Source organism: Halobacteriovorax sp. (assembly GCF_041587335.1).
GTDB lineage: Bacteria > Bdellovibrionota > Bacteriovoracia > Bacteriovoracales > Bacteriovoracaceae > Halobacteriovorax.
On sequence record NZ_JBFGYP010000001.1, the window covers coordinates 46,964 to 72,587 of the forward strand.

Consider the following 25,624-nt stretch of genomic DNA (forward strand, 5'->3'; position numbering starts at 1 on the left):
GCTAAAAAAGTAGCAAAAAAGAAAGTTGCTAAAAAAGTAGCAAAAAAGAAAGTTGCAAAAAAAGTAGCAAAAAAGAAAGTTGCTAAAAAAGTAGCGAAAAAGAAAGCTGATACACCAACAGTAAAAAAAGAAAAAGAAGTTAAGGATTCAGGGCCAAAAAGACTTACTAAAGAAGAGGCCATTGAAAAATATAAAAGAGAGCATCAATTACAACTAAATGATGACCTTAAAGAATCTGAAGCTATCTTTGTTAAAGAAGATAAGGAAATTGAAACAGTTCAAATTCCAGGAGTAAAAGAAGACCTAGCTCCAGAAATAGCAGCTGAAATTGAAGAAAAACCATTAAACAACACAGACTCTCTAGATGACTACAATCCTGATGACGAGAAAGAAGATGAAACAGGAAACTTTGGCTACGGTTGGGGTTATAATGATGAGTTTGACAAGCCTGAAGACGAAGATGAAATAAATCCTTTTGATGAAGATGAACTCTACGCAAAAGGCCTTGATAAAGACTCAAAAGAAAAAAAAGTATAATAAGCTCGGCCCCTTATTAGGGGCCTTCTTTTTTTAAGATAAAATAAGGTAATTTAATAATGAAACTCGAACTTTTTTACTATGATGGATGCCCTTTTTGCCAGTATGTACTTGGAACAATAGATGAACTTGGAGTTCATGTAGAATATTGTAATATTCAGGAATCAACTGAGCATTTAAACAGGTTAACTAGCGATACTGGCCGAAGAACTGTCCCATGCTTATATATTGATAATAAACCAATGTTTGAATCATCAGACATAATGGAATGGTTAAGAAGTAATCAATCAAAGCTACAAAAAAGGCATAAGGTAGAAAATGGAAGTTAGAGACCCAGTTCATGGATCAATTCATATCCTAGACGAAGAAATTGCAATTATTCAGCATGACTTCTTTCAAAGACTTAGAAATATCAAACAACTTGGTTTCTCCGAGTATGTTTTTCCTGGAGCAACCCACACAAGATTTATTCACTCTATTGGTGTAATGAATATTGGTGATAAAGCATTTGATAAACTCTTTAAAGATAAAGCAAATCATAAAGACTTTGCTAGGCTAAAAGAGACTTTCAAACTTGCTTGCCTACTCCATGATATTGGCCATGCCCCTCTTTCACATTCAACAGAATCAGTAATGCCTTCATTAAAAGAGCTTAAGATTCCTAATAGATTTCTTAGTGAAAAGGATCAAAATTCTGATCGCCAAGCAACACATGAAGACTACACAATTAAAGCGATTGCTGACAGTTCATTTGCTGAATCATTTACTGATGTAGAAAATAGCTTTGGAGTAGAGAGAAAGTTTATTGCTGATCTTATCAGAGGTGATACTGACGACGCTACGTACTTTACTATTGATGGTGTAGACTACTTTGGAATCCTACACCAACTTGTTTCAAGTGAGCTCGATTGTGACAGAATGGATTACTTACTTAGAGACAGCTACTTCTGTGGCGTTAGTTATGGATCTTACGACCTTGACTGGCTCCTAGATAATCTAGAACCAGCTATAATTGATAATAAGGCATACCTAGGAATATCAGAAAGAGCGGTTGTTACATTTGATGACTTCCTACTTAGTAGATACCATATGTTCGTAATGGTTTACTTCCACTATAGAGCCGTCTGTTTAGAGCAACTACTTTTCCGTTATTTTAAGACAGCTCCAGGCGAGTACTCTATCCCGGCGGATATTGAAAAATATATTGAACACGATGATCACTACTTAATGAAAATCATGAGAAATAGTGACAATGAATATGCTCAATCTATTGTAAAAAATAAAATTCCTCAAAAAATATTTGAATCTTTCAACTCTGAACAAGCTCTTCACCTTGAAAAGGTTCAAAAGTACCTTGAGGAACAAGATATTGACTTCATCAGATGTTCATCTAAAGGAAGACTATCTAAGTATTACAATGAAGGTAATTCTTCAAACAAGTATTCTATGAAAGTTGTTAGAAAAACACATGGAAATAAGAAGAAAGAATATCTAGATATTGATGAAGCAACTGACCTTTTTACTAAGTTCTCTGCCTCTCACTCAATAAATAGACTACATTGTAACCTTGATAAAGTTACAGAATCTCAGAAGAAAGAGATCGAAAGACTTATTCGGTCTTAACTTGAATGTTACCCTCGCTTGGGAGATAATATTGAAAACTCTCAAGCGCCAAGGTGCAAAACTAAATGAATAAAATTTCCGTCTATATATTATTAATCTTGATCTACCTTGGTCTTTCGAAAAGCTTTTCTCCATCAGAAAAGAGAGCTCCATATATTCCTAATGAAAAAGTATTTCCAAGCTTCTTCTTTGGGGCACCAATCTCTATAGTACTCCTAGATAGCTTTCAAACTGGTTTTTTAATTAAGACGTATTTTCAAAAATATAAAATTGTTCATGGTTTTAAGCATCCTGAGACAATTATTGTACGAACATCTTACTCATTTTGGGAAAAAAATAAAGGCAACCTCGGTATGTCCATCTTTAGAAGAGGTGAAAAGAAGAATACACAGAGTATGATAGCAATGCCTCCAGGTATTCTATACGTTGGAGACCCAGCATATGGACACTGGGAAATGCAAAACTCTGGGGATAAGGAATGGATCTTCCACAGGGCCTATAGACACTTTCCAGCTATTTTTAGTTGGGGAAGTTTTAAGGCCACTGAGCAATTCTTTAACACAGCCAATGCCTACCTAGAGCATGATAAGCCTTACTACGGTGAAAGAAATGAGTTTGGTACTAATGGCACGCTATCAGAAGAAAAGATGAAGCTAGAAAAAGAAAAAGATGAAGAAGTAAGAAAAACAGACTTTAGAGAACGTATAGATCGTTTATTCCACATACCAAACTGGAATAACTAATATTGAGATAAAAAGATATGAATGAATTATTTGATAAGCTAATACTTAGAATCGTTTTTACACTTTTCCTTTGTGGAATCTTATTTCTTTATAAGTATGCACATAGTTTTCTGTACCCATCTTCAAGAACTCAAATCTTTAAACGTTTTTTTCCTTCAAAAAATTCTGCAGATACGATCCACTTATTCTCTAGACTCATAGGTATTGGAATCATTTTTTCAGAGTTCTACTTCACTATGTCCGACAAGTTCTACCTAGTGCTTATAGATTTCTTTATTCATGCAACTCTTATCAGTTTCATTTACCTTGTTTCTATATACATTATTGAAAGTATTGTTCTTTATAATTTTGAGTATCATGATGAAATTATTAAAAGAAAGAACATATCCTACGCTCTTATATCTTTTTCAAATTCAATTGCTGTAGCCTACATTCTAAAAGGTGTCTCTTCAGTATCACAGTCATCTGTAATTATTCTTTTATTTCTCTGGTTACTCGCGATGGTACTGCTTGGATTTTCAACTAAGAGTTTTTCACTAATATCTAAACTCTCATTTAACAGACTACTGGTTCAAAAAAACTTAGCTGTGGCAATTTCCTATCTCGGGTTTATCTGGGGATGGGCGCTTGTTATCAATTCTTCATTTGACCATGAACTTCTAAATATTAAATGGTATTCAATTCATGTAATTTTAAAATTAATTCTTGCTCTAATTATAATTCCAATATTTAGAAGTGGACTCATATTCATATTTAAGCTTCAAGATGACTTTAATTTAGATAATAAAAATAAAGTCACTGGCTCAGACTCTTCAGCAGAGATTGGCTATGGTGTTTATGAAGGGTCTATATTCTTCACTTCTTGCTTCTTAACTACTGTTATTACTGGAAATATTAACTTTGGTAACTTCTACCCAGTCTTTTAATAGAGTAAATACCTCTGGGATATCTTGCCTTATTCCATAGTCCCCCCTCTTTTTTATATAATACCAAGTGAGTATTGAATAAAAGAGGAAGTATAATGGATTTAAAAATGTTTCAGATGCTAGAGTTTATGAACAATAGACTGAGCAATATAGAAAAAAATATATCTAGAATAGATGAGAAACTAGAGTTCTCACTTTCTCTGCAAAGAAATCATTTAATTAGAATTAAAAATGGTGAGTTTATTGATGATTCAAATATTCTCATGGGTAAGCCATACAATGACCTCTCTCCTCAAAGAGCATTTGAGATATTTCAAAATCCAAATCTAGACTTTCTCATTTTAGATGTCAGTAAGGCCGACTATCAATCTAAGAAGAAACTTGAAGGAAGCGTAAAGATACCTCTTGAAGAACTCGCTACGAGATATCCAGAGATCAATAGTAAAACAACACCTATTTTAGTTTTCTCAGAACAGGGATTAAGATCAATTCAAGCGTGTGAATTACTAATCAAGAAAGGTTTTTTTAATTTAAATAATGTTTCAGGAGGGCACAGATTTTGGCCCTCACTTTCAGAACAAGATATAGCGGTAATTTAATACTCTAGAAATCTAGCGTTAGATTTTGAAATGCCTCAGAGGCCTTTCTTTGAATTTGATTTGTAGTAAGTCTCTGATGAAAGTTCTCTAATACGTGCTCAATTCTATCCATCTCTACTTCTCCAACTAGAAATGAATAACTCTGCTCAATATTAGAGAGGCACTCAAAGAGGTTTAGTTTAAACTTCTCTCCATACTCAGTTAAGAATATTTTCTGCTCTCTTTTATCTGATGTATTAACTTGTCTAAAAATATAACCACGCTTCTCAAGTTCATTTAAGTGACTTGTCATAGTCTGCTTCTTTAAACCACAACCAGAACCAATATCTTTAATCGATGGTCCTTCATTCTCGCAAATATAAAGAAGTACTTCTAGGAAACTTGGACGTAAGTCAGTAAAGCCTCTCGACTCTAAAACTGACAACATTTGAGAATTATACATTCTGTAGAGTCTTTTCAGTAAACTACCAATATTTGAAACTCTTTTCATAAGCCTTACCTATCACATACCAACTATAGTATGTTTATAAGACTATATAACTACGCTCACCTTAATGAGTCAAGCCTAAGACTCAAACTTTGCAATGGCCAAATCAAGCTCCTCAGGGACTTCTGAAGACTGCTGCAAAGCAACATCCCCTTGATCAGGCGTATCGAATTGCTCCGATAATTGAATTATCCCCTGTTGGACCATTTCAACCTCTGTCGTTGGAGAATTGTTAACACCAAAAACCCAAAGACTATTTCTCACTTGCATAAAAGAGGAGGCCGCATGAGTAACTCCAGAAGTAGATATGAATAAGAATAATACAGCTGATAAGACTCTAGTCAGTTTCATTGGCATAACCTTTTGATATTACGTAGTTAAAATTTTTATACCTATATAAAAGCAAGGAGCGTGCCATTTAGTGATATGTGGTCATTTCAAGGAGAGAAATCTCCACTAAATAGCTAAATTTAGAAGAGATTTCTTGAATTACTTATCGATGTTGCAATTCCACAGCATATTCCGAAGGTCATCAAGCTCGATCCTCCGTAACTCATTAATGGAAGAGGAAGCCCAACAATTGGCATTAGTCCTGTCACCATCCCCATATTAATAAAGGTGTGCCAGAAGAAAATAGACATAATCCCTATGATAACAATGGACTCATAGATCCTGGGAACTGACTGCGCGAGCCAGATAAACCTGTAAAATAGAACAATAAATAGAGTAATCAAAAAGAGTGATCCTACAAAGCCATGCTCTTCATTAAAGATAGAGAAGACAAAGTCTGTATGGTTCTCTGGAAGATAATTAAGTGAAGCCTGGGATGACTTTCTAAAGCCCTTACCTATTGCCTTACCAGAGCCAATAGCAATTTTAGACTGAATGGCATTGTAACCAGAACCTTTTGCATCAGCTGCAGGATTTAAGAAGGTAACAATTCTTCTTTTTTGGTAACTCTTAAGGCCAAACTGATACATAACCCCACCACTAATCACGCCGATGATTGCGAGGATAGCAATAGTCTTCCATTTCAACTTTCTATAAAATGAAATTACAAAGAAGATTAAAAGTATAAGTAGACCAGTACCAAGGTCAGGCTCGACAACAATTAAGAGTGTAGGAACAAAAGCGATTAAGAAAGGAAGAATTAACTGCTTTAGTCCTAGTTCCTTATCTGGGTCACTCTTAGCATACCACCTGGCCAGAACCAAGATAGAGGACATTTTCATAAACTCTGAAGGCTGTAGCCTAATGGGTCCAATAACAAGCCATCTCTGTGCACCCATCCCCTTGTGACCAAGAATTAAAACTAAGACAAGTAGAAAGATATTCACCGCATATATTAACCAGGAGAACCTAAAGAAGTTCTTTGGTTGGATAAAACTAATTACAATTCCAATCAGGAGTGACACTAGGTACCAGCCAATTTGAACTTTATAGAGATTGGCCATGTGAGAACTTACAGAAGCATGTGTTGCCGAGTAAAGATTAACTACACCCATAAGAAATATTGCAGCACATATACCAAAAAAACTAAAATCATATTTTTTAAGTGCTTCTAAAATTGCAGACGTATTCATTCGTCATCCTCTGTCGACTCTTTTAATTTTCTAGCTGCTTCATCTCTGATCTTCTTTTCTTTTAGATAGATTCGACGAGCATTTTCCTTATCTTCTTTTGCGTATTTGGCATAAGTTTCAGGCTCATATTTTTTCATATATGTTTCAATTACATTTCGAACAACTGGTGCAGCAGCTCCTGAACCAGAACAACCATGCTCAACAACTGCAGCTACGGCAACCTTTGGATTATCAAACGGAGCAAATGCTACAAAGATTCCATGGTGTCTGTCTTTATAAGGCATATCCACACATCTTGAAAATAATTCCTTCTTTGTCATTGATCTAACTTGTGAAGTACCAGACTTTCCGGCCATACGGATACCACGTCCTCTATACCACCACGCTGTTCCTTTTCTATGATTCGCAACTTGATAAAGTCCTTTTTTCACATGTTCTAGAGATTCTTGGCTAACTGTGACTGTATTTACAACTTTTGGAGAGAACTTCTTTCTTATTGTTCCATCACTAGAAAAAATTTCTTTTAGTAAATAAGGCTGTAGAAGCTTTCCACCATTAGCAATAGTTGCATATGCCATGGCCAACTGAATCGGTGTTGCTAGAACATAAGACTGTCCAATAACACATGAAAGAGTTTCACCTTTTTGCCAAGGCTCACCTGTCTTTTTCAATTTCCACTCTTTATAAGGGAGTAAACCAGGTATCTCACGAGGAAGTGGAACTCCTGTCTTAGAGCTAAAACCAAATTGCTTAGCATAATCAGAAAGAATATCTATATCTAGTTTCACACCTATTTTATAAAAATATACATCCACTGATCTTCTTAAAGATTTATATACATCGGTAAGTCCATGACCACCTCTTTTCCAGTCATGAAAAACTCGTCTCCCTAACCTAAAAGTAGGAGGACAATTGATTTCTTGATTCGCTGTAATTATTTTTTCTTCTAAAGCTGCAATTGCTGTAAAAGTTTTAAAAGTTGAACCTGGAGAATAATGTTCCTGAATTGTTCTATCTGTCATTGGCTTAAATTCATCTTGGCTAAGCTTCTTCCAGTACTTTGCAGTTAAACCTCTAGAGAATTCTGTTGGATCAAAACTTGGTCTAGAAACCATCGCTAGAATCTCGCCTGAATTCACATCAACAGCAACAGCGGCACCAACTTTGCCTTCAAGAGTATCATAGGCCATTTTTTGCATGTCTCTATCAATTGTCAGTCGAATATTATTTCCCGGAGTGGCCGGCTTATTCTCTATTCCGGCGAAAAGGTTCTTTCCACCTATAAGCCTTTTCATTCTTCCTCTAGCATCAACTTCCATAAATTGATAACCATCTTCACCCCTAAGGTCTAGGTCGAAGTTTTTCTCTATTCCTGCCTGTCCGATGAAGTCTCCAAGTTTATAATGGAAATTATCTCGCTCACGATAGGTCGGCAGTTGTTGTTGAGAGATCTCTGAAATATATCCTAGGGCATGACTTCCAATTTCTTTATCTGCATACTCTCTAGAAATAAATGTCTGAACACTCACTCCAGGCATTTTGGAGTTTTCCGTTTCAATAACAGCAACTTCTTTTCTTGATATATTTTTCTTTATAATGATTGGTCTATATCTAGCTTGGTATGAGTTTTTCTTTAAGATTCCATAAATTGACTTCTCACTCATTTCTAAAATCTTAGCTAGTTTTGAGAGAGTTTCTTTCTTATTAGTTAAATACTGCGGAACAATGATTGCATCAAAACGAGGTACATTATGAACTAGTAGTTCATTATTTCGAGAGAATATCATTCCTCTAGGAGCTTTCACTGTTTCTTTACGAAGACGGTTTTGCACTGAGTACTTATAGAACTCATCACCTTTATATATTTGTAAGTACCAAAGTCTTATTAAAATAATAACAAAACATGCTATTACAATATTAAAAATTAATACTGCCCTACCCTTATGTGAACGTACGATATCATCTTCACCAAACATTAAGCATCGTCCCCAAGCATTCCTTCACCACCAGAGCTCCAAATACGGTCTAGAATGGCAAAGAAAAATGGTGCAAGAAGTGATATAACGATACTCTCAGGGATAAATCTCCACATCTTCTCAACTATCAATGAAAAACTATTAGTCTTTAAATAAAACAGAAATGAAACAGTGAAAAACCAAACGAGCTGGAATATTTGAGTCACGGTAATAGTAATGATGGCCGAAGAAAAGTGTAGAACATCTCTTAAGTAAGAAATAACAATACAAATAAAGACACCTGCAATAGTTCCTAACTCCCATCCTTCAATTGAAAAGAATGAATGGAAATACTGAACAATTAAAATTATTACTGAAAGATACGGTGTCTCTAACTTAAATCCTAAATATAGTACGATTAAGATATTAAATGGAATTATATACTTTTGAACTCCAAATGCTGGAAGTAAAGCAGTAGAAATAATCTCCAATACGATCAAGATCAAAAGAGTAATGATCAGAGGTACAATGATATCCTTTATTTGAGTTTTCACTTATCCTTCTCCTCTGAGTTACTATCTAAAGCATTCCACTCTAGATCTTTCTTCTCATCACTATCAGAGACTAGAACAATCACCTCTTCTAACTTTCCAAAATTTACACTTGGAGAGATTGTTACATCTTGAGTCATCCCATAGGACTCTCTTTCAATTCGAGAAACTTTTCCTATTAGAATTCCTTTTGGATAAAGATTTCCTAAACCTGAAGTCAAAATCTCATCATTAAGAATGATAGGTTCAGTTCTTTTAACATATTTCATTAAGCACTGGCGGTCAGAATCACCCTCAACAATACCGTGTGCTCTAACCCTCTTAACTAATGAATCAACTCTGTTATTAGGATCAAGAATAGTAAGTACATCTGCAAAGTGATCAGTTAGCCTGTAAACAAAACCAACTAGGCCCTCACCAGTAACCACAGTAGACTGAAGCTTCAAACCATCAATTAGACCTTTATTAATTCTAAGAACTCGAAAATCACTCGACGCATCACGCGCAACAACTTGAGCTAAAATCTTCTTATAAGGTAGTTCAATACCAAAATCGAGAAGCTTTTTTAGACGAACATTCTCCAACTCCATTTCTTTATAAGAAAAGAGTCTGCTATTCATCTCTGAAAGCTTCATATTTAATTTTTCATTTTCTTTAGAAGCATTAACGTTAGCAATATAGTTCTCAAACACTGAATTAAAACTAGTTTGTACGAAAGTTACACTTTTTTGAATAGGAGCAAAGAAATCTATCATTACATTCTCAAAAGCGCTTGTTTTGTGCTGCGTAAAATCTCTAGTAGAAATTCCATATAACGCTACTGCACAAACTAAGACATTGAGAATTATTTTAGTTTTCTGCCCTTCTCCTTCACCAATTCTCACTTGGCCCATCCTTGAGTTTAATTATTTACAACGAGAAGTCATATAAAGAGTAACTAATTAAGCTTCAACTGCCAATAATCTTTACGGATTTAATAAGTCCGTGGAATAATATGCTTTTAAAAAATAAACATATTAAAAGGATTTTACGCTATGTCTGAAAATGAAACTACTCCAAAAAAATCTTCAAGTATTTTTGTGACTATCTTCATTGGTTTAATTGTTGTGTCTTTCATGTTCACGGGATATCAAAGTATGACAACTTCTCCTAACTCTGTTGCCAAGGTTGGTAGCGAATTAGTTAGTATCGAAGATTATCAAAGAGAGTACAATAGACAGCTTGAGTTCTATCGTGGCCTTTTTGGTGGTAAAGATTTAACAACTCAACAAATACAACAGTTCCGTATAAAGGAAACAGCTCTTAGAAACCTAGTTCAATTAAAGCTTACTTTAATACTAGGAGATAAAATTGGAGTTATCCCAAGTTCTGAAGAGGTTAAGGCAGAAATTAAAAAACTTCCTTACTTTCAGGTAAACGGACAATTTAGCATTAGCAGATACAAAAACCTTCTTGCAGCAAACAGCATGAACCCTACTCAGTTTGAAGAGACTATTTCTGATCAAGTAAGAGGAACTACTACTGATGCAGTCTTTACTTCAATGCCAATTTCAGAATCTTACTTTAAAGACATCAATAAATTTAAGGACCAAAAAATCCAAGCTAATATTATTGAAATAGATAAAGAAGCTCTAAGAAAGAAGATTTCGGTTTCTAAAGAAGAAATTACAAAATATCTTGCAGAAGAGACTAACTCTAACAGAGTAAGTTCTTTATTTAATGATAGAAAATCTTCTTTAGATCAAAAAGAGCAAGTAAAAGCAAGACACATTCTTTTTAAGACAGATGGTAAAAACGACAAGCAAAAGCTAAAAGCAATAACTACTCTTCGTAAAAAGTTAACAACAAGAAACTTCATTTCTGAAGCTAAGAAGCATACTGAAGAAGAAGCAGGTAAATCAACAGGTGGAGATCTTAAATGGTTCCCAAGAGGAGCGATGGTTCCAGAATTTGATAAGGCCGCTTTCTCAATGAAGCCAGGTACAATATCTTCACCAATCAAAAGTTCTTTTGGATATCACATAATCTTTGTTGAAGATAAAAAAGAAGAAAAGCTAGCTACATTGGCAGATCATCAAGATGCTCTTGCAAGTGAACTAATAAGAAATACTAAAAATACAGAACTAGAAGCTCTTGCTAAAGAAGCTACTGAAGAAGTTTTAAAGGTTGCAAGCTCAACTAGTAAACTGAACAAACTAAAGAAAAAATATGGAATAAAAATTGAATCATCGAAAGAAATCAACAAGCTAGACGGTTCAACTGGTCAAATTCAGCTTGAAGCAGCTAACTTAAATGAAATCTTTAAGTCAGGAATTGATCAAGACAAAACCTATACTTTCGATAGAGCGAGCAATATTGTCGTTGTAAAATCGTCAAAATTTGATAAGAAAGACAAGGCAAATACAGAAGAAATTGAAGAAGCGAATACTTCGCTTAAAAATATTCTTTCTAGAAAGCTTAAGCAGGACATATTAAAAGATCTTGAGGCCAGTGTTACAGTAAAAGACTTTGGCGTATTATAGACTTTAGGAGAAGAAATGGCAGAAAAATCAGCAAAGTGGGATCTAAACGTTGACGGAAAGTTCTATGTTGATGATCAGTGTATTGCTTGTGATGCATGCATTATGGAAGCTGAAGATTTCTTCGAAATGAATGATGACGATGGTCATGCATTTGTGAAAAAACAACCTTCTAATGATGAAGAACTCGAAATGTGTAATTCAGCATTAGAAGCTTGCCCCGTAGAGGCCATAGGCGCAGACGGATAATAAATAATGACAAGGGATAGTTCTACTATCCCTTTTTTGTCTCTAGATTACTTTCAATTTCAAGTTTTTCTCTTCATAATAATTTAACCATTCATTCAACTAGGACCTATAATGAAATTTATAAATTTTCTAGCTATCCTTCTAACATTAGCATCATGTTCAACCAGTAAGAATTATCATACTTCAAATAACCGAAGTAATAGTCTTGAAACACAGAAAAAGCCTTATGTTCTACTTATCTCAATTGATGGGTACAGATGGGACTATACTGATAAGTATGGCCCAAAGTTTCTAAAGCAATTTAAAGAGTCTGGAGCATCAGTAAAGAGTCTTAGACCTTCATACCCTACTAAGACCTTTCCCAATCACCTTTCACTAGCAACAGGTAGCTATCCGGTTAACCATGGAATAGTTGGAAATAGCTTCTATGCCCCAACAATGAGGGAAGAGTATTCACTTAGAAATAGAGAAGCTGTTACAGACTCTAGGTTTTATCTAGCAAAGCCTATTTGGGTTCTTGCTGAAGAGCAGAGCTTATTGACGGCCACATATTTCTGGCCAGGATCAGAGTCTGAAATTGATGGTCTTCTACCAAGTTATTACTTAACTTATAATCACAGTACACCACATGAGGACCGTATAAATACTGTACTTAAATGGTACAAGCTACCGGAAGACAAAAGACCTCACCTCGCAACTCTTTACTTTTCCGATGTTGATAGCGCAGGTCACAAGTATGGTCCAAATTCAAATGAAGTGAAAAATGCTATTTTTAAAGTTGATCAATCAATTGAAAAGCTAAATACAGAGCTTTCAAAATTAAACCTTCCAATCAATATCATTATTGTCTCAGATCATGGAATGGCAGAAGTAGATCCTAAAAAATTTGAGCTTATTGCAAGTAATGAACTAAAAGAAGAAATAGAGCTGAGTTACAAAGTTATTGGTAGTGGGCCTATTGTTCATTTCTACATGAATGATAACCCTCAAACAAATACGACATCTCTTTTAGAAAGAATTAACAGAAATGCTGATCATTTTAAATGTTATGACAAAGCCAGCACTCCTAAAAAGCTAAACTTTAGAGATAGTGATAGAATTGGGGACTTTGTTTGTATAGCAAATAGAGACTGGTCGATTGGTCTAACAAAGGGAAGTCTTCCAAAAGGAAATCATGGATGGTCACAATATGAAGGAATGGATATGCATTCGATACTTTATGCTAAAGGACCTAATTTTAAAGATTCATTTCAAATCAAAACCATTAACAATATTGACCTCTATCCAATGATTGCAAAATTATTAGATTTAAAAATTAACCATACAATTGATGGAACAATAAAGTATTCAAAAGAATTATTGAAATAAAAAAAAGGCACTAGTGTAAAACTAGTGCCTTATATTTAATCTTTAGGAGAGATTATTTAATTATCTTTTAATACTAAGAACTTGTTGTAACATCTCATCTGCAGTCGTTAGCGTCTTCGCATTGGCCTGAAAATTTCTTTGTGCTGTCATCAGTCCAACAAATTCATTTGCAATATCTACGTTAGAAAGTTCGATTGACTTAGAAAGAACTTCCCCTCTACCAGACTCACCAGGTTTCCCCATTGCGGCCTCTCCAGAGTTTCTAGATTCTTTCATGAGGTTCTTACCTACTTTGAACAATCCTTCATTATTTTCAAATTTTGCTACTGCAATTTGAGAAATATCTCTAGACTCACCATTATCGTAAACAGCTGTTAAGATCCCAGCGTCATTGAATGACATAGATGCTAGAGTCGCTGCAGAGAATCCATCCTGAGAGTGTCTAGCTATTGCAGAACCAGACCCATACTGAGTTGAAGCTCCAATACCTTCTCCACCTTCAAGAATTGAATCACCAAAGTTGAAAGTAATTTTCTGATCAGGAGCGGCACCTTTATTAAAGTTAAAAGAGTTTGAAGTTTCTTGCTCTTCCTGAAGTTGACCCTTGTTGTTGAAGATAATATTACCTTCGGCCATTTGAGTGAATGAACCTGGCTCACCACCTTCAACATCTGCACCATCTGCAAGAGCTCTATATGTCCATTGGTTATTATCAGTCTTATTATAGTAAACAGTTACAAGTCTTGCTGTACCAACATTGTCATAGACTGTTACAGAGTTAGAGAAGTTAGAAGTTGCATCTGGATCATTAATATCGAATTCTTTAATTTCTGCTCTAGAGTCTAGGTTTAGGTTGAAGTTAACCTTCTCTGATGCTTGAGCTGGAATTGTTGTACTTCCAAGCTTTACAGGAGCTTCCTTATTAGTAATTTTACCTGTTTCATCTGCCTCAAAACCAACAACTTGGTATCCATCAGAGTTAACAAGCTCACCTTCTTTATTGAAGTGAAATGAACCATCTCTAGTAAATCCTTTACCGAATGGAGCATTAACTTTAAAGAAACCATCGCCATTAACAGCAAGGTCAGTAATATTATCAGTTCTAGCAACATCACCTTGGCTCATTAACGTTTTAATGTGAGCAAGCTTTGTCCCTGATCCAAATTGATCTCCACCATCGATACCTTTTAGAGAGGTAGCAAGAACATCTTGAAACTCCGCTCTTGATGACTTAAAACCATTAGTACCAGCGTTAGCAATGTTATCACCAATAACACCCATACCCTGCCCAACAGCGTTTAAACCAGTTACACCAATGTTAAATGAACGTAAAATTCCCATGAGTCCCTCCTAGACCTTGTATTAAATAAGAATATTTTGCGAAGGGTGTTTAGTAACTACAGACTAAACACAAGGCTTCCGGAAAGGACCAGCCATCAATCTTAAAATACTTAAACGATTACCGTAGAATCAATCTTGGTAAATACGTTTTCTAAAATATTATTTTTATCAATCGCTGTAACAATTCTATTTTTTGGTACATCGACAATGTATGCGGCCTTGTCTGTTATTACTAACGAGTCTTGGCCACCTTTATCTTTCAATTTATCCATTGCGCCTTTCAATTTGAAAAACTCATTTGAATCCATTGATAAGTTTCTTTCTTGTAATCTTTTTGCAGCATGAGTTGAGAGTTGTATCCCATGCTCTTTACGCGTTTGTTCAACTTGATCTTGAAGTAAGGCCTTAAACTCATCACCAGTTTTACCCTGTCCAATTTTATTATCTAAGTTAACCTTCTTGTCCGAAGGTATCTTCGATACGTTTGGAATTAGAATGTTGTTAACTTTTGCGTTTGTCATTTACTCTTCTCTTAGTTGACTTGCGATTCTATATTATTATAGGCCTGTGCAGCATTTTTTTTCAAGCTAGGTAAATTCTTTACCGGTGCGTTATTTGCCTGCTTTGCCAATGAAAAACTTTCTACATCTCTAAGGAAAACTTTCTTCCCTCTATCTAACTCTAATACTGCCTCACCATTTTCAAAATGAACACCAGTAACAAGTCCTGTAGACTTTGTTTCACCTTTAAATTTATTCATTGTTTCGTCATAAGCAGTAACATCAATTCTATAGTCACCCTTAACTGCAGGAGCTCCGTCTAACTGTAGACCGTCCCACTTTACCGACTGACTTCCCTCACCTAGTGATTCTTTTTCAATTTGTGAGATTAACTGATTCTTACTGTCATAAATTCTTACGAGTATATTGTTGGCGGCTTTCTTTAAGTGGAATGGAAGAATAGTACTTCTACTCTCTCCATCGTAATTAACTGAAGTCCCCTTGGACATCACTTCTTTACCTATAAAGCTAGCGGCCATAAATTTATTTTCAGTTGTATCATTCTTTTGCATACCATCCATTTTAGTATTCATGTTGGTAAGCTGCTCTAATTGAGAAAATTGAGCTAGATCTGCTGCAAATTGTTTTTGATCCATAGGCTTCATTGGATCTTGATTGGCAAGTTGGTGAGATAGTAATTTTAAAAAACCATCTTTACCTAATTTATTGTGGTCTTTTTTATCAACAAATTTTTGGTCAGGTCTAATTCCCACCATTTCGTTTAGACTATCACCAACATTTTGTTTCTTCTTATTATTACTTGATTTTTTAAGAGCAATACCATTGAATGGGTTTGCAGCTTTTGGTCTTCCGATTTCGGCCATTATGCCCCTAACCTTTCTCTATAGGTATTCCACATTTGCTCTCTTCTATCTCTTCTACTTTGATCTTGATTAGAAGATGCCTGCTGTCCACCATACTTAGAGTTTTGACTTCCTTGTCCTTGATTAAACTGACTGTCTCCTTTATCAGAAGACTGCATATTAAAATCACTTCCCATAGAGATTTTAACGTCATTTAATTTTACACCAGAATTCGATAAGCTCTTAATCATTTCTACTTCATTTGACTTAAAAAATTGATGACCTTTATCTGAACTTGCAACAATTTCTAAATTAATTTGGTCAGGCAATTGCCCTTTAGTAGCAGTTACTTTCAAATTACCGAGGGAATTATGCTTAACTATAAGTTCAACATGTTCCTGTTTTTCTAATCTTGAAGTAGTAATATAGTTTGAAATTTTATCAATTAATTGTTCAGAATTGGCAGTATTTATATTAGAGAAATCTAAAACTTTAACTGTTGAATTATTTCCAAGAGAGCTTTGATTTCCACTACTATTTTGTTGAGTCTGGCTTAATAAAGGAGCTAAAGACTCTTCCTGTACCGCTATATTACCAGTATCTAATGTCGAGACTTCTGTATCAGGTTTTAACTTTGATACTTTTGTTTCATTCCCACTTAGAAAAGGGTTTTTTCCAGCAAAAATATTATTATTAATAGTATTTTGTTCTTTATTAAAAGCTAATACTTTATTATTTGATTTAGGAAAGAATGACTTTCTTTCATTATTCTCGATAACTTCTTCATTTTTCGATGCCGCGACTTTTGCTTGTGCCACAAAATCTTCAGAAGATTGAAAGCTTCCAGGAGCTACCATTTTTTTAGAAGAGTGTTCTTTTAAATTTAATAGTTTTCCATTCGTTATTTTTGGATCTATTAATTCAGACTTCTCTACTTCTGTATTTTCAACTTTGATATTTTCAGGCTTGATATTTTCAAGTTGAGAAATTTTAGAGTTCTTAGATATAGACTCAGTATTTAAATTTGTTTTTTTAATCAAACTTTCTATAGAATTATTTTCTACAGATTTTGAATTAATTATTTTTGAAATATCAGAGTTATCTACTTCTTGCTTACTTGAAAATACTTCTTTTTGAATATTATTTTCTGAAATAACTGTAGAACCTTCAGGAGTTTGATTCGTTTCTCCCTCTAAGGCACCGATGAAAGAATTAGTTAAGGCCTTCTTCTCACCACCAGTTAATCCTAAATCTTCAGAGTTTAAAGTCTCTATAAACTCTTCAGGTGAGATTCCCGACTCTGCCAGTGCTTTTGTTTCTCCTAAAAGTGAAAGGAACTCATTTGAGAACTCTGTAGCCCCACCTTGCTCAGGTGCTCCAAGCAAGTTAGAAGTATCAGCAGAAGCAGTTTTCGCTCCCTTTGATTGTCCTAAGAATGATTGAATAAGGTTAGAGTTAAATTGCATTACTTTTTATTATCCTTTACGTATTGGCACTATGCACAACATATCTATCTTTTCATAGTTAGGTACTGTTTTTGAAGCCGGGCAGAAACTTCCTTATCCATCAAATTGAATATTTTCGATACCTTAGTGGCATCAAGCTTCCCTAAAATTTGTACAGATAGCACAGAATCTTGAACAGAGAGTACATCTGCAGCATTTTGAGGTCTCATTCCCGAAACAACATCAACCATATGATCAATTCTTTTACTCTCTTTAGTATCTACACTATCTAGGCAAGAAATAAACTTCTCTTGCCTTTCGTTAAATAGCTTCACTCTTTTTACAAAAGATTTTTCATTTATTTTCAAACTTTGATTTTCTTTTTGAAGCTCAAGCTCTCTTCGCTCTAACTCTTCTTCTTTCTTAAGTAATTGGTTTGAAAAATCAGTCATTTTTGAGCGACCAATTTTTCTCATTCTCTTTTCCATCTCATCCATAACAGCTTTTCTAAACTCGTCTTTAGTAAAAACTAATTTATCAGATTCGACTTTTGTATCTTGAGCAAAAACATTACTCACTAATATAAATATTAACAAACCACAAATAGATTTCATGACTTTGTCTCCTTTAATAATCTTCTTATTTGAACTAATTCATCTACATCATCTTGAAACTTCTTTTCAACTTTCTTCTTATGCTCTGTAGATTTCTTTTCTTTAAGGTTTTCTATAACTTTAACCTCACCTCTCGCGACTCCTAGTTCCGTCTTTTTTTGCTCAAACTTCTTCTCTAGGGCAAATAGTAGGTTTTCTTTATTTTTAATATCTGCTTTTTTAGTCTTAATAAAGCGAGGAAAGAACTTAACCATGTCGCCACCACTTGGGTCTGATAAAAATTGTTCCTGTGCTTCATAAGTTTCAACGATATTTTCATTTAACTTCTTAATTTCATCTTTAACATTTTGAACTTGAGTGAGAATCTCTCCTAACTCCACTTTAAGTCTTTTTTCTTTAAACTCCCTAACCTTTAAAAGTCCATCAAGTTTAAATTTAAACTTTTGCATAGTTATTCCTCTTCAGAAGGATTTAAAGAATTCTCGGCCTTCCTTGCAAGTTCAACCATTCGGTCGTAAAGCTCTTCAATTGTTAAGTAATCACTCATACCTTGAAATTGCTTTAGAAGATCCATTAGATCTTCATATATGATTAAGGCCTTATCAACTTTAGGGTTTGAACCTTTTGCGTAGGCTCCAACATTAATCAAGTCTTCATTCTCTTTGTATGCAGAAAGTAAATCTCTTAAATGTGAGGCTACGATCTTATGCTCATTAGTAGTCACTTTATTCATGACCCTTGATAGAGACTGAAGAACATCAATCGCGGGGAATTGGTTTCTAGAGGCAAGATCACGACTCAATATAATATGGCCATCAGCAATCGCCCTTACCGCATCGGCAATGGGCTCATCCATATCACCACCCTCAACTAAAACAGTATAAATACCAGTAATAGTTCCTGAGTTAGCTTTAGTTCCAGCTCTTTCCATTAATTTAGGCAATTGAGCAAAAACAGATGGTGTATAACCCTTCTGTCCAGGAGGTTCTCCAGCGCTCAGTGATATCTCTCTATTTGCCATAGCAAATCGAGTAATTGAATCCATCATAAGGAGGACGTCTTTTTGATCATCTCTAAAGAATTCAGAAATCGTTGTTGCAACATAAGCTGCTTTCATTCTAATTAAAGGAGATGTATCAGACGTTGCAACAACCACAACAGATCTCTTTACACCTTCGGGTCCTAGATCAGATTCAATAAACTCAAGAACCTCTCTTCCCCTTTCTCCAATTAGAGCAATCACATTTACATCAGCACTAGAGTTCTGAGCAATCATTCCAAGTGTAACAGACTTACCAACACCAGAACCCGCCATAATGGCCAATCTCTGCCCTTTACCAGCTGTCATAAAGCAATTTACAGCATGAACTCCAACATCTAATGGTTCTTTAATAGGAGGTCTATCAAGAGGATTTAAAGATGTTCCAAAAATAGACCTAGATTCTTCAATATCTTCTATTGGACCTTTGCCATCTATTGGATTTCCTTGAAAGTCTATTACTCTTCCCAACATATTCTTTGAAAGCTTTATTGTTGTAGTTAAGTCTTTTAAATATACTTTTGTTTCTGAATTAATTCCCGATATCTCATCATAGGGCATGGCCATACATTTATGTCCATTTATTGCCACAACTTCACCAAGACACCTTTCACCAAATTCTGTAACAAATTCAACATTACTACCGATTACGGCCCTAGAAAGATTTACTTCAAAAAGCATCCCTTTATTAGAGAAAACCTTTCCAATTTTTTGATAAGGAGTTGAGTATTCATATGCTTTATGAATAGCAAGTAAATCTAATTCATCTTCCTTAGTCTGAGCCACTGTTGTCATCCTCAGTAGAGTCTACTTGATCTATATTTAACTCTTGCATATTTATTGATTTTTCTTGCTCTAAACCTACAGTTTCAAATAACTTATCTAAGCTTTTCATTTGTTGATTGATAGTTCCATTTAGAATCCCCTTATCACACTCAAGAACAATTCCAGGCCCTTCAATATCATAATCAATCTCAACTCTAACGTTTGTAAGTTCACCGATTTTATTTTGTACAACCTTTAAAACTTCAGGCATTTGTTCAAATGATTTTTCATCTACATGAACCAATAAGTTAGACTTCGTCTGCATTTCTGTTATAAGTTTTTCTAGTAAATTTTCAATGTATTTACCATCATCAGTAAGTTCTCTAAGTATTACCCATTTCGTTAAAATTCTAACTAAAGAGTAAACCTGCTTTTTTTGATTAACTAAAAGGTCTGAGCGAGTACCCAACACATCAACGATCATATTAGTTAGATTTTGAATCTTTTCTTCAGATGATGCTCTATTTTGATTGAAAACTTCCTCACGACCACTGGCCATACCTTCGTTATATCCGTCGTTATAGGCTTCTTCCTTTAACTCTTGGACTCTTCGTTCAACCTCTTGCTCTATTCTTAGTTCTCTCTCTTTTAGAACTTGCTTAGTTATACCTCTGTGTTCTTTAACAATAGGTGCAATCTTAAAGTCATTTTTTTCTGCGTAATCTCTCTCAATTTTAATAACTTTCTGATGATTATCTTCAGTAGCAGGCTTAAGGCTTCCTATTTCAGAAAACTCAAAATTCGTTACCTCACCAGAAGGGATACTTGATGTCGAAAATGACTTAAATTCATATTCTGAAACTTCACCAAATATATTATCTTTATCGTTAGACATTCATTCTCCTAAACGGCAATCTGATTAAACAAGAGCATCTCCGTCTCCACCTCTTGAGATGAAGGCCTTACCTTGAGATTCAAGTTCCTTACATTTTTGAACAATTTCTGATTGTGCTTTTTCAACATCAGATAACTTCGTTGGTCCAAGAGCATCAAGATCTTCCTGTAGAAGTCCAGCTGCTCTATTGGACATATTCTTAAATAACTTAGCTCTAATTTCTTCAGGCGCTGTCTTAAGAGCAATAACAAGTTTCTGTTGATCAACTTCTTTAAGAAGTGATTGAATACCTCTATCATCAACAAATACAAGGTCTTCGAAAACAAACATAAGTTTTCTAATCTCTTCAGCAAGCTCAGGATCTTTTTCTTCAACTCTTCCCATAATATTCTTTTCAGAGTTCTTATCCATAAGGTTAAGCATATCTGCAATTGGCTCAACACCACCAAGTTGATTCGTATCAATTGATCCAAGAGTAGAAAGTTCAGTCTTAAGTACATCATCAAGCTGAGCAATAAGTTCAGGAGATACATAATCAAGATTAGACACTCTAAGAACAACCTCTGCCTGTAAACCTTCAGGTAGTCTTCTTAGTACATCTACTTTTCTCTCAGCGTTTAAGTGAGCAATAATCAGAGCAATTGTCTGAGGATGCTCATTAATTAAGAAGTTAGAAAGAGTTCTTGTATCAACTAGCTCTAGAGATTCTAAAGTATTAGATGCTCCAACATCGACAATTTGTCCAAGTAGTTGTTTTGCTCTATCTTCACCAAGAGCATTGATAATAAAGTCACGTCCTCTGTTTTCTGAGAATAGTAAGTCATTATCTTCATTTAGATGAGAGTAGAATTCTTCTAAAACTCTCTTAATCATCCAGATAGGTGCCTTATTAATAGATGACATTGCATTAATCATTCTCTTAACGTCATTATCACGCATATAAGAAAATATTAATTGGGTTGTTTGAACTCCAAGAGAACTCAAAAGAATTGCCGCTTTATCCTGTCCCGACAATAATGAGTATTCAATATCTGGTTCTAAACCTTGCTCTGCCATTTTTTTTCCCTATCCCTAATTATGCTATCTGCTTATCTGATTCTTGTGCGTGTATTATCTCATGAATTACTTGTGCTGCTTTACTAGGATTCCCCTCAACTAGTGAGATAATCTTTTCTCTAAGCATATTTCCTTCAATCTTTTCAGGGTTTAGCTTTTCTTCAATCTGAGGAAGTGCATCCTCTAACCCTGGTAGTTTCTGATTTGCTTGTACTTTCTCAAGTTCTTCTAAAGTTTTTGGTAAGAAATCTTCAACTGTTTCTACAGTATTATCAGTGATCCATTGAACGAATGGTCTAACAACTAAGAAGAAGAATAGTGTAATCGCTAATCCAACAGTTAAGTATTTAACAATATTCTTAATTAGCTCTCTATTTTCTTTCTCTCTCATCATGGCCTCAATAGATGCCATGTCTTCTTGAGCAAACTCCATATTCTTGATAACTATTTGATCGCCTCTTTTATTATCTATTCCTAGAGTAGAAGATACGATTGCTGAAAAGTTTGCAAGATCAGCTTCTGACCATCTCTCATACTGAGTAGTCATAACTCCTGCTGCATCTTTAACCTGAACTCTTCTTCCATCAATCATTACAGCAGCACTAATCTTTCTAATACCAGCTGTAGGATTTTTAGATTTTGTTACTTTAGAAGGTACATTGTAGTTTCTAGTTGCTAGAGACTTATCTACATTATTTCTAGTCTCTGGAATACCTGGTTGAGGTTGCTCTCCAGGTAAGTTTGATCTAGCACCAGGAATCCCTTGTGGAGATGGTCTAGAACCATTTAGCTTTTGGCTATTTGATACTTCAGACAATACGGCTTTATTCTCTCCATCAAACTCAGTTTGTGTTGAAACACTTTCAGTGAAATCAAGATTAACAGTCACTTTAGCAATAACTTTTCCTGCACCTACAACTTTCGATAAAATATCTTCAATTTGCTTTTCGTACTTTCTATTTACTTTCCCTTCAAGCGCCATTCTATTAGCAGTATATGCTGTCATAGGATCGCCAATATTTTCAGATAGCTTTTTACCTCTATCATCTAATATTACGACATTCTCATTTCTCATCCCGTCAATTGAACTTGACACTAATGAAGCAATCCCCTTAATTTCATCTGGAGTTAAAGTAACACCTCTTTCAAGATCAACTACAACTGAAGCTGTTGGTGCTTTTTTCTCAGATACAAACGGACTAGATTCAGGAATTGATAAGTGAACTCTAGCTCTCTTAACACCTCTGATATATTTAATTGTCTTAATAAGCTCACCCTCTAGAGCTCTTTGCTTATTAACTTTCTGTACAAAACTTGTAGTTCCAAATGATTGCTTATCAAATACTTCATACCCAACTGTTCCAGAGAAATTCACACCTAGTGTTGCAATTTCTAGTCTCCACTTATTAATAAGCTCTTCTGGAATACTAATTGTTTTTCCGTCATTAGACATTTCATATGGAATTTTCTTTTCTTCTAAAAGAACAGCTATCTTTTTAGAATCTTCTCTATTCATTTCTGTATAAAGAACATCCATTCTTGTTTTTGATGCCCAAATAACTATTCCGACAAAACATGCAACAATAAAAGCTGCAATTGAAACAAGTCCAATTTTCTTATTTAAATCGAGTGAATTAAAAAACTCTGTGAAATTCCGAATGATCTTTTCTAAAAAATCTTGCAAAGGAATCCTCCTGAAAAATTAAGCTAGTACATCCTGTTCTAGCTTTAGTTGCCCCCAACTATTATACTTGCATTCTCATTATTTCTTTATAAGCATCAATCACTTTAGTTCTAATCTGATTCATAGTTCTAAATGCAATATCTGCTTTCTCTACCGACATCATTACTTCCGGTAAATTCTTAGCTTCGCCAGAAGAAAGTTTCTGCATAGCTACGTTTGCTTCTTGCTGAAGACCGTTAACCTGAGCTATCGAGCTTGATAACATCTCACCAAAACTTTGCTTTCCACTTGGACCTTCAACATCCCCGATAGAAAGCTCATTAAAGTTAATAGACTTTGCACCATCTAATTCAGCACTCTTAGACCAGTCCTTTGAACTATAGTCATTTAAAATACTTTTCATAGATCCTACTGTTTCAATTGGCATAATCTAATTCCTCTTAGTTTCGACCAAGCTCTAAGGCCTTCATTGCCATATTCTTAGTTGTATTCATTGCATTAATATTGGCTTCATACGCTCTCGATGCTGAGATCATATTTGCCATCTCTTCCATAACATTAATATCTGGATAAGCTACATAACCTTGATCGTTAGCATCAGGGTGATTTGGTTCATACTTTAAGATAGGAGGTCTGTTAGTACTAATCACCTCTGTTGCTTGAACAGTTTGTGCTTTCTCATCAAGCTCACCCTCTAGTATTTCAGAGAATGTTTCTCTTGCTGGCTCTGATCCGAAAACCACTTCTTTACGTCTGTAAGGGCCACCTTCAGCCGTACGAGTAGTTTGCGCATTAGCAATATTTGAAGATATAGAGGCCATACGCTTTTTATTTGCGGCTAGACCTGAAGAACTTATTTTTAATGATGTTAATAAATCCATTTATTCTCCTTAATTGCTTGAACCAACAGCGTACTTCATGAGTCCAAGTTTCTTATTAATTAATTGCACTGTTGCATCATATAAAATTTTATTTTCTGCCATTCGTGCTAATTCTGCGTCTCTGTCTACTGTGTTTCCATCTTCACTTACAACGCCATTAGGATCATCGTAAATTTCAGGTTGTAAGTTCCCAAAACCACCACTACCTACGTCAAAGTGACGTGAATCTTCAGTATTTAATTGTTGCTGTCCGTCTACGTCTAAAGCTCTTGCCAGTGCTTGCTCAAAATCAACTCTTTTGGCCTTGTACCCTGGTGTCTCTGCATTCGCGATATTAGAGGTAATTATCTCCTGTCTCATCTGTCTAAAGTTTAGAGATGACGCTAATGCTTGAAGTGTTTTATCGTTTACTTCCATTACAACTCCTTAAAATAATTATCTTAAGTTAACAAAGTATGCAGAACCATTATTTCTATATTCATTAATTTTATTTCTAAGAGTTCTAATTGATACTCCAAGAATCTTAGCTGCTTGTGTTCTGTTCTCACTAGTGTGGATAAGAGCTTTCTTAATTAATAGCTTCTCAGCTTCTTTAAGAGACATTAATCTTATTCCATCAGAGTCATCATCACTCATCATGCTAACTGCTTTCTTTTCACCAATTTCAAGATCAGCTTCAGTAAGAACACCTGTTGAGTTATTTTCAAGAGCATTTTCAAGTACTGTTCTTAACTCGTTTACATTGTGTGTCCAGTAGTGACCTAGAATTTTATCCATTGCTGAGCTATCAACAGAAACTGAATCTTCTGAGAACTCTTGAACGAAGTGTCTAGCAATCTCTTCAAGGTCAGTAACTCTCTCTCTTAGTGGAGTTAATGAAATTGCGTTAGAAGAAATATATGTATATAGACCTCTATAAAATCTTCCTGATCCAACTAGCTTTGATAAGTTTTTAGTCGTTGTTGCAAGAATTCTTACATCGATATCATAATCTTCAAGTTCATTTAAAATTTTGTGTAATCTCTTTTGGAATTCATCTTCAAGACAATCGATATTTGCAAATACTACAGAACCACCATTAGCAGCTTCTAGAGCACCCTTAATAAAACGTCCTGATTCTTCTTCTCTATGTCCAAGGATTTGATTTTCAACAGTTTGTGCATCTGCAGAACAGTCAACACAAAGATAAGTGCTATTAGCTCTAGTTGAATTTGCGTGGATATAACGGCTTAATGCTCTTTTTCCAACACCTGTTTCTCCAACAACTAATACTGGGGCTTTCGTTACAGAAATATTCCTAGCTACTGAAATGGCCTTAGCAACTTTAGGATCTTTTCCGAAAAGCTCGACTTTAACTGATTCCATTTGACCTCCTGTCAATGATGATCCATTCCTTGGATC

Annotated in this window: 28 protein-coding genes; 8 read left to right on the forward strand and 20 right to left on the reverse strand. The window is 34.9% G+C overall.

Features of this window, described 5'->3' with window-relative positions:
- Positions 1-596 precede the first annotated feature (596 nt).
- The 5 genes from ABX784_RS00210 to ABX784_RS00230 all read left to right on the forward strand — a co-directional run bounded on the left by ABX784_RS00210 (position 597) and on the right by ABX784_RS00230 (position 4,428).
- Entirely contained in the window at positions 597-866 is a 270-nt protein-coding gene (locus ABX784_RS00210) for a glutaredoxin family protein (protein WP_372651191.1), read from the forward strand.
- Positions 856-2,160: an HD domain-containing protein gene (locus ABX784_RS00215; protein WP_372651193.1), complete on the forward strand. Its 1,305-nt coding sequence runs from the start codon at positions 856-858 to the stop codon at positions 2,158-2,160. The genes ABX784_RS00210 and ABX784_RS00215 overlap by 11 nt, the downstream gene beginning before the upstream one ends.
- 65 nt (positions 2,161-2,225) lie before the next feature.
- The gene (locus ABX784_RS00220; protein WP_372651195.1) at positions 2,226-2,903 is read left to right on the forward strand and encodes a hypothetical protein; all 678 of its coding nucleotides are present in this window, start codon (positions 2,226-2,228) and stop codon (positions 2,901-2,903) included.
- A gap of 17 nt (positions 2,904-2,920) precedes the next feature.
- The gene (locus ABX784_RS00225) at positions 2,921-3,829 is read left to right on the forward strand and encodes a hypothetical protein (protein ID WP_372651197.1); all 909 of its coding nucleotides are present in this window, start codon (positions 2,921-2,923) and stop codon (positions 3,827-3,829) included.
- Positions 3,830-3,924: 95 nt separating this feature from the next.
- Positions 3,925-4,428 carry a rhodanese-like domain-containing protein gene (locus tag ABX784_RS00230; protein ID WP_372651199.1) on the forward strand — a complete coding sequence of 168 codons (504 nt, stop codon included), beginning with the start codon at positions 3,925-3,927 and terminating at the stop codon, positions 4,426-4,428.
- Positions 4,429-4,432: 4 nt separating this feature from the next.
- Here the strand turns inward: ABX784_RS00230 and ABX784_RS00235 are convergent, their stop codons facing one another.
- The 6 genes from ABX784_RS00235 to mreC all read right to left on the reverse strand — a co-directional run bounded on the left by ABX784_RS00235 (position 4,433) and on the right by mreC (position 9,888).
- Positions 4,433-4,918 carry a MarR family winged helix-turn-helix transcriptional regulator gene (locus ABX784_RS00235; RefSeq protein WP_372651201.1) on the reverse strand — a complete coding sequence of 162 codons (486 nt, stop codon included), beginning with the start codon at positions 4,916-4,918 and terminating at the stop codon, positions 4,433-4,435.
- 75 nt (positions 4,919-4,993) lie between these two features.
- Entirely contained in the window at positions 4,994-5,266 is a 273-nt protein-coding gene (locus ABX784_RS00240; RefSeq protein ID WP_372651203.1) for a hypothetical protein, read from the reverse strand.
- A gap of 119 nt (positions 5,267-5,385) precedes the next feature.
- On the reverse strand, positions 5,386-6,498 hold the full coding sequence (rodA, locus tag ABX784_RS00245; protein WP_372651205.1) for a rod shape-determining protein RodA: 1,113 nt from the start codon (positions 6,496-6,498) through the stop codon (positions 5,386-5,388).
- Positions 6,495-8,474 carry a penicillin-binding protein 2 gene (mrdA, locus tag ABX784_RS00250; RefSeq protein ID WP_372651208.1) on the reverse strand — a complete coding sequence of 660 codons (1,980 nt, stop codon included), beginning with the start codon at positions 8,472-8,474 and terminating at the stop codon, positions 6,495-6,497. The genes rodA and mrdA overlap by 4 nt, the downstream gene beginning before the upstream one ends.
- Positions 8,474-9,007 carry a hypothetical protein gene (locus ABX784_RS00255; RefSeq protein WP_372651210.1) on the reverse strand — a complete coding sequence of 178 codons (534 nt, stop codon included), beginning with the start codon at positions 9,005-9,007 and terminating at the stop codon, positions 8,474-8,476. The genes mrdA and ABX784_RS00255 overlap by 1 nt, the downstream gene beginning before the upstream one ends.
- Complete coding sequence (gene mreC, locus ABX784_RS00260) at positions 9,004-9,888, reverse strand: rod shape-determining protein MreC (protein ID WP_372651212.1); 885 nt, start codon at positions 9,886-9,888, stop codon at positions 9,004-9,006. The genes ABX784_RS00255 and mreC overlap by 4 nt, the downstream gene beginning before the upstream one ends.
- A gap of 150 nt (positions 9,889-10,038) precedes the next feature.
- Here mreC and ABX784_RS00265 point away from each other — a divergent pair, with 150 nt between their 5' ends.
- From ABX784_RS00265 to ABX784_RS00275, 3 genes are all read left to right on the forward strand, one after another.
- Positions 10,039-11,526 (forward strand): SurA N-terminal domain-containing protein, encoded by a 1,488-nt coding sequence (locus ABX784_RS00265; RefSeq protein ID WP_372651214.1) that lies wholly within the window; start codon positions 10,039-10,041, stop codon positions 11,524-11,526.
- Positions 11,527-11,541: 15 nt separating this feature from the next.
- The gene (locus ABX784_RS00270) at positions 11,542-11,772 is read left to right on the forward strand and encodes a ferredoxin (protein ID WP_372651216.1); all 231 of its coding nucleotides are present in this window, start codon (positions 11,542-11,544) and stop codon (positions 11,770-11,772) included.
- A gap of 111 nt (positions 11,773-11,883) precedes the next feature.
- Positions 11,884-13,140 (forward strand): ectonucleotide pyrophosphatase/phosphodiesterase, encoded by a 1,257-nt coding sequence (locus ABX784_RS00275; RefSeq protein WP_372651218.1) that lies wholly within the window; start codon positions 11,884-11,886, stop codon positions 13,138-13,140.
- 60 nt (positions 13,141-13,200) lie between these two features.
- Here the strand turns inward: ABX784_RS00275 and ABX784_RS00280 are convergent, their stop codons facing one another.
- The 14 genes from ABX784_RS00280 to ABX784_RS00345 form a co-directional block, all read right to left on the reverse strand.
- Positions 13,201-14,481 carry a flagellar hook protein FlgE gene (locus tag ABX784_RS00280; protein ID WP_372651220.1) on the reverse strand — a complete coding sequence of 427 codons (1,281 nt, stop codon included), beginning with the start codon at positions 14,479-14,481 and terminating at the stop codon, positions 13,201-13,203.
- Between the two features lie 110 nt (positions 14,482-14,591).
- The gene (locus tag ABX784_RS00285; RefSeq protein ID WP_372651222.1) at positions 14,592-15,002 is read right to left on the reverse strand and encodes a TIGR02530 family flagellar biosynthesis protein; all 411 of its coding nucleotides are present in this window, start codon (positions 15,000-15,002) and stop codon (positions 14,592-14,594) included.
- 11 nt (positions 15,003-15,013) lie between these two features.
- Positions 15,014-15,865, reverse strand: a complete 852-nt coding sequence (locus ABX784_RS00290) for a flagellar hook assembly protein FlgD (RefSeq protein WP_372651224.1) — start codon at positions 15,863-15,865, stop codon at positions 15,014-15,016.
- Positions 15,865-17,310: a hypothetical protein gene (locus ABX784_RS00295; RefSeq protein ID WP_372651226.1), complete on the reverse strand. Its 1,446-nt coding sequence runs from the start codon at positions 17,308-17,310 to the stop codon at positions 15,865-15,867. Before ABX784_RS00295 ends, ABX784_RS00290 begins: the two co-directional genes overlap by 1 nt.
- 44 nt (positions 17,311-17,354) lie before the next feature.
- Positions 17,355-17,903, reverse strand: a complete 549-nt coding sequence (locus ABX784_RS00300) for a MotE family protein (protein WP_372651228.1) — start codon at positions 17,901-17,903, stop codon at positions 17,355-17,357.
- Complete coding sequence (gene fliJ / locus ABX784_RS00305; protein ID WP_372651229.1) at positions 17,900-18,352, reverse strand: flagellar export protein FliJ; 453 nt, start codon at positions 18,350-18,352, stop codon at positions 17,900-17,902. The genes ABX784_RS00300 and fliJ overlap by 4 nt, the downstream gene beginning before the upstream one ends.
- A 2-nt stretch (positions 18,353-18,354) precedes the next feature.
- On the reverse strand, positions 18,355-19,728 hold the full coding sequence (locus tag ABX784_RS00310; protein ID WP_372651231.1) for a FliI/YscN family ATPase: 1,374 nt from the start codon (positions 19,726-19,728) through the stop codon (positions 18,355-18,357).
- Positions 19,715-20,602 (reverse strand): FliH/SctL family protein, encoded by an 888-nt coding sequence (locus tag ABX784_RS00315; protein ID WP_372651233.1) that lies wholly within the window; start codon positions 20,600-20,602, stop codon positions 19,715-19,717. Before ABX784_RS00315 ends, ABX784_RS00310 begins: the two co-directional genes overlap by 14 nt.
- Positions 20,603-20,626: 24 nt before the next feature.
- Entirely contained in the window at positions 20,627-21,658 is a 1,032-nt protein-coding gene (gene fliG / locus ABX784_RS00320) for a flagellar motor switch protein FliG (RefSeq protein ID WP_372651236.1), read from the reverse strand.
- Positions 21,659-21,677: 19 nt separating this feature from the next.
- Complete coding sequence (gene fliF / locus ABX784_RS00325; RefSeq protein WP_372651238.1) at positions 21,678-23,342, reverse strand: flagellar basal-body MS-ring/collar protein FliF; 1,665 nt, start codon at positions 23,340-23,342, stop codon at positions 21,678-21,680.
- A gap of 61 nt (positions 23,343-23,403) precedes the next feature.
- Entirely contained in the window at positions 23,404-23,769 is a 366-nt protein-coding gene (gene fliE / locus ABX784_RS00330; RefSeq protein WP_372651240.1) for a flagellar hook-basal body complex protein FliE, read from the reverse strand.
- 13 nt (positions 23,770-23,782) lie between these two features.
- Positions 23,783-24,223, reverse strand: coding sequence for a flagellar basal body rod protein FlgC (gene flgC / locus ABX784_RS00335; protein WP_290735000.1), 441 nt, complete (start codon positions 24,221-24,223; stop codon positions 23,783-23,785).
- A 9-nt stretch (positions 24,224-24,232) separates the two neighbouring features.
- The gene (flgB, locus tag ABX784_RS00340; protein WP_372651243.1) at positions 24,233-24,640 is read right to left on the reverse strand and encodes a flagellar basal body rod protein FlgB; all 408 of its coding nucleotides are present in this window, start codon (positions 24,638-24,640) and stop codon (positions 24,233-24,235) included.
- An 18-nt stretch (positions 24,641-24,658) separates the two neighbouring features.
- The gene (locus tag ABX784_RS00345; protein WP_372651245.1) at positions 24,659-25,588 is read right to left on the reverse strand and encodes a sigma-54-dependent transcriptional regulator; all 930 of its coding nucleotides are present in this window, start codon (positions 25,586-25,588) and stop codon (positions 24,659-24,661) included.
- Positions 25,589-25,624 lie beyond the last annotated feature (36 nt).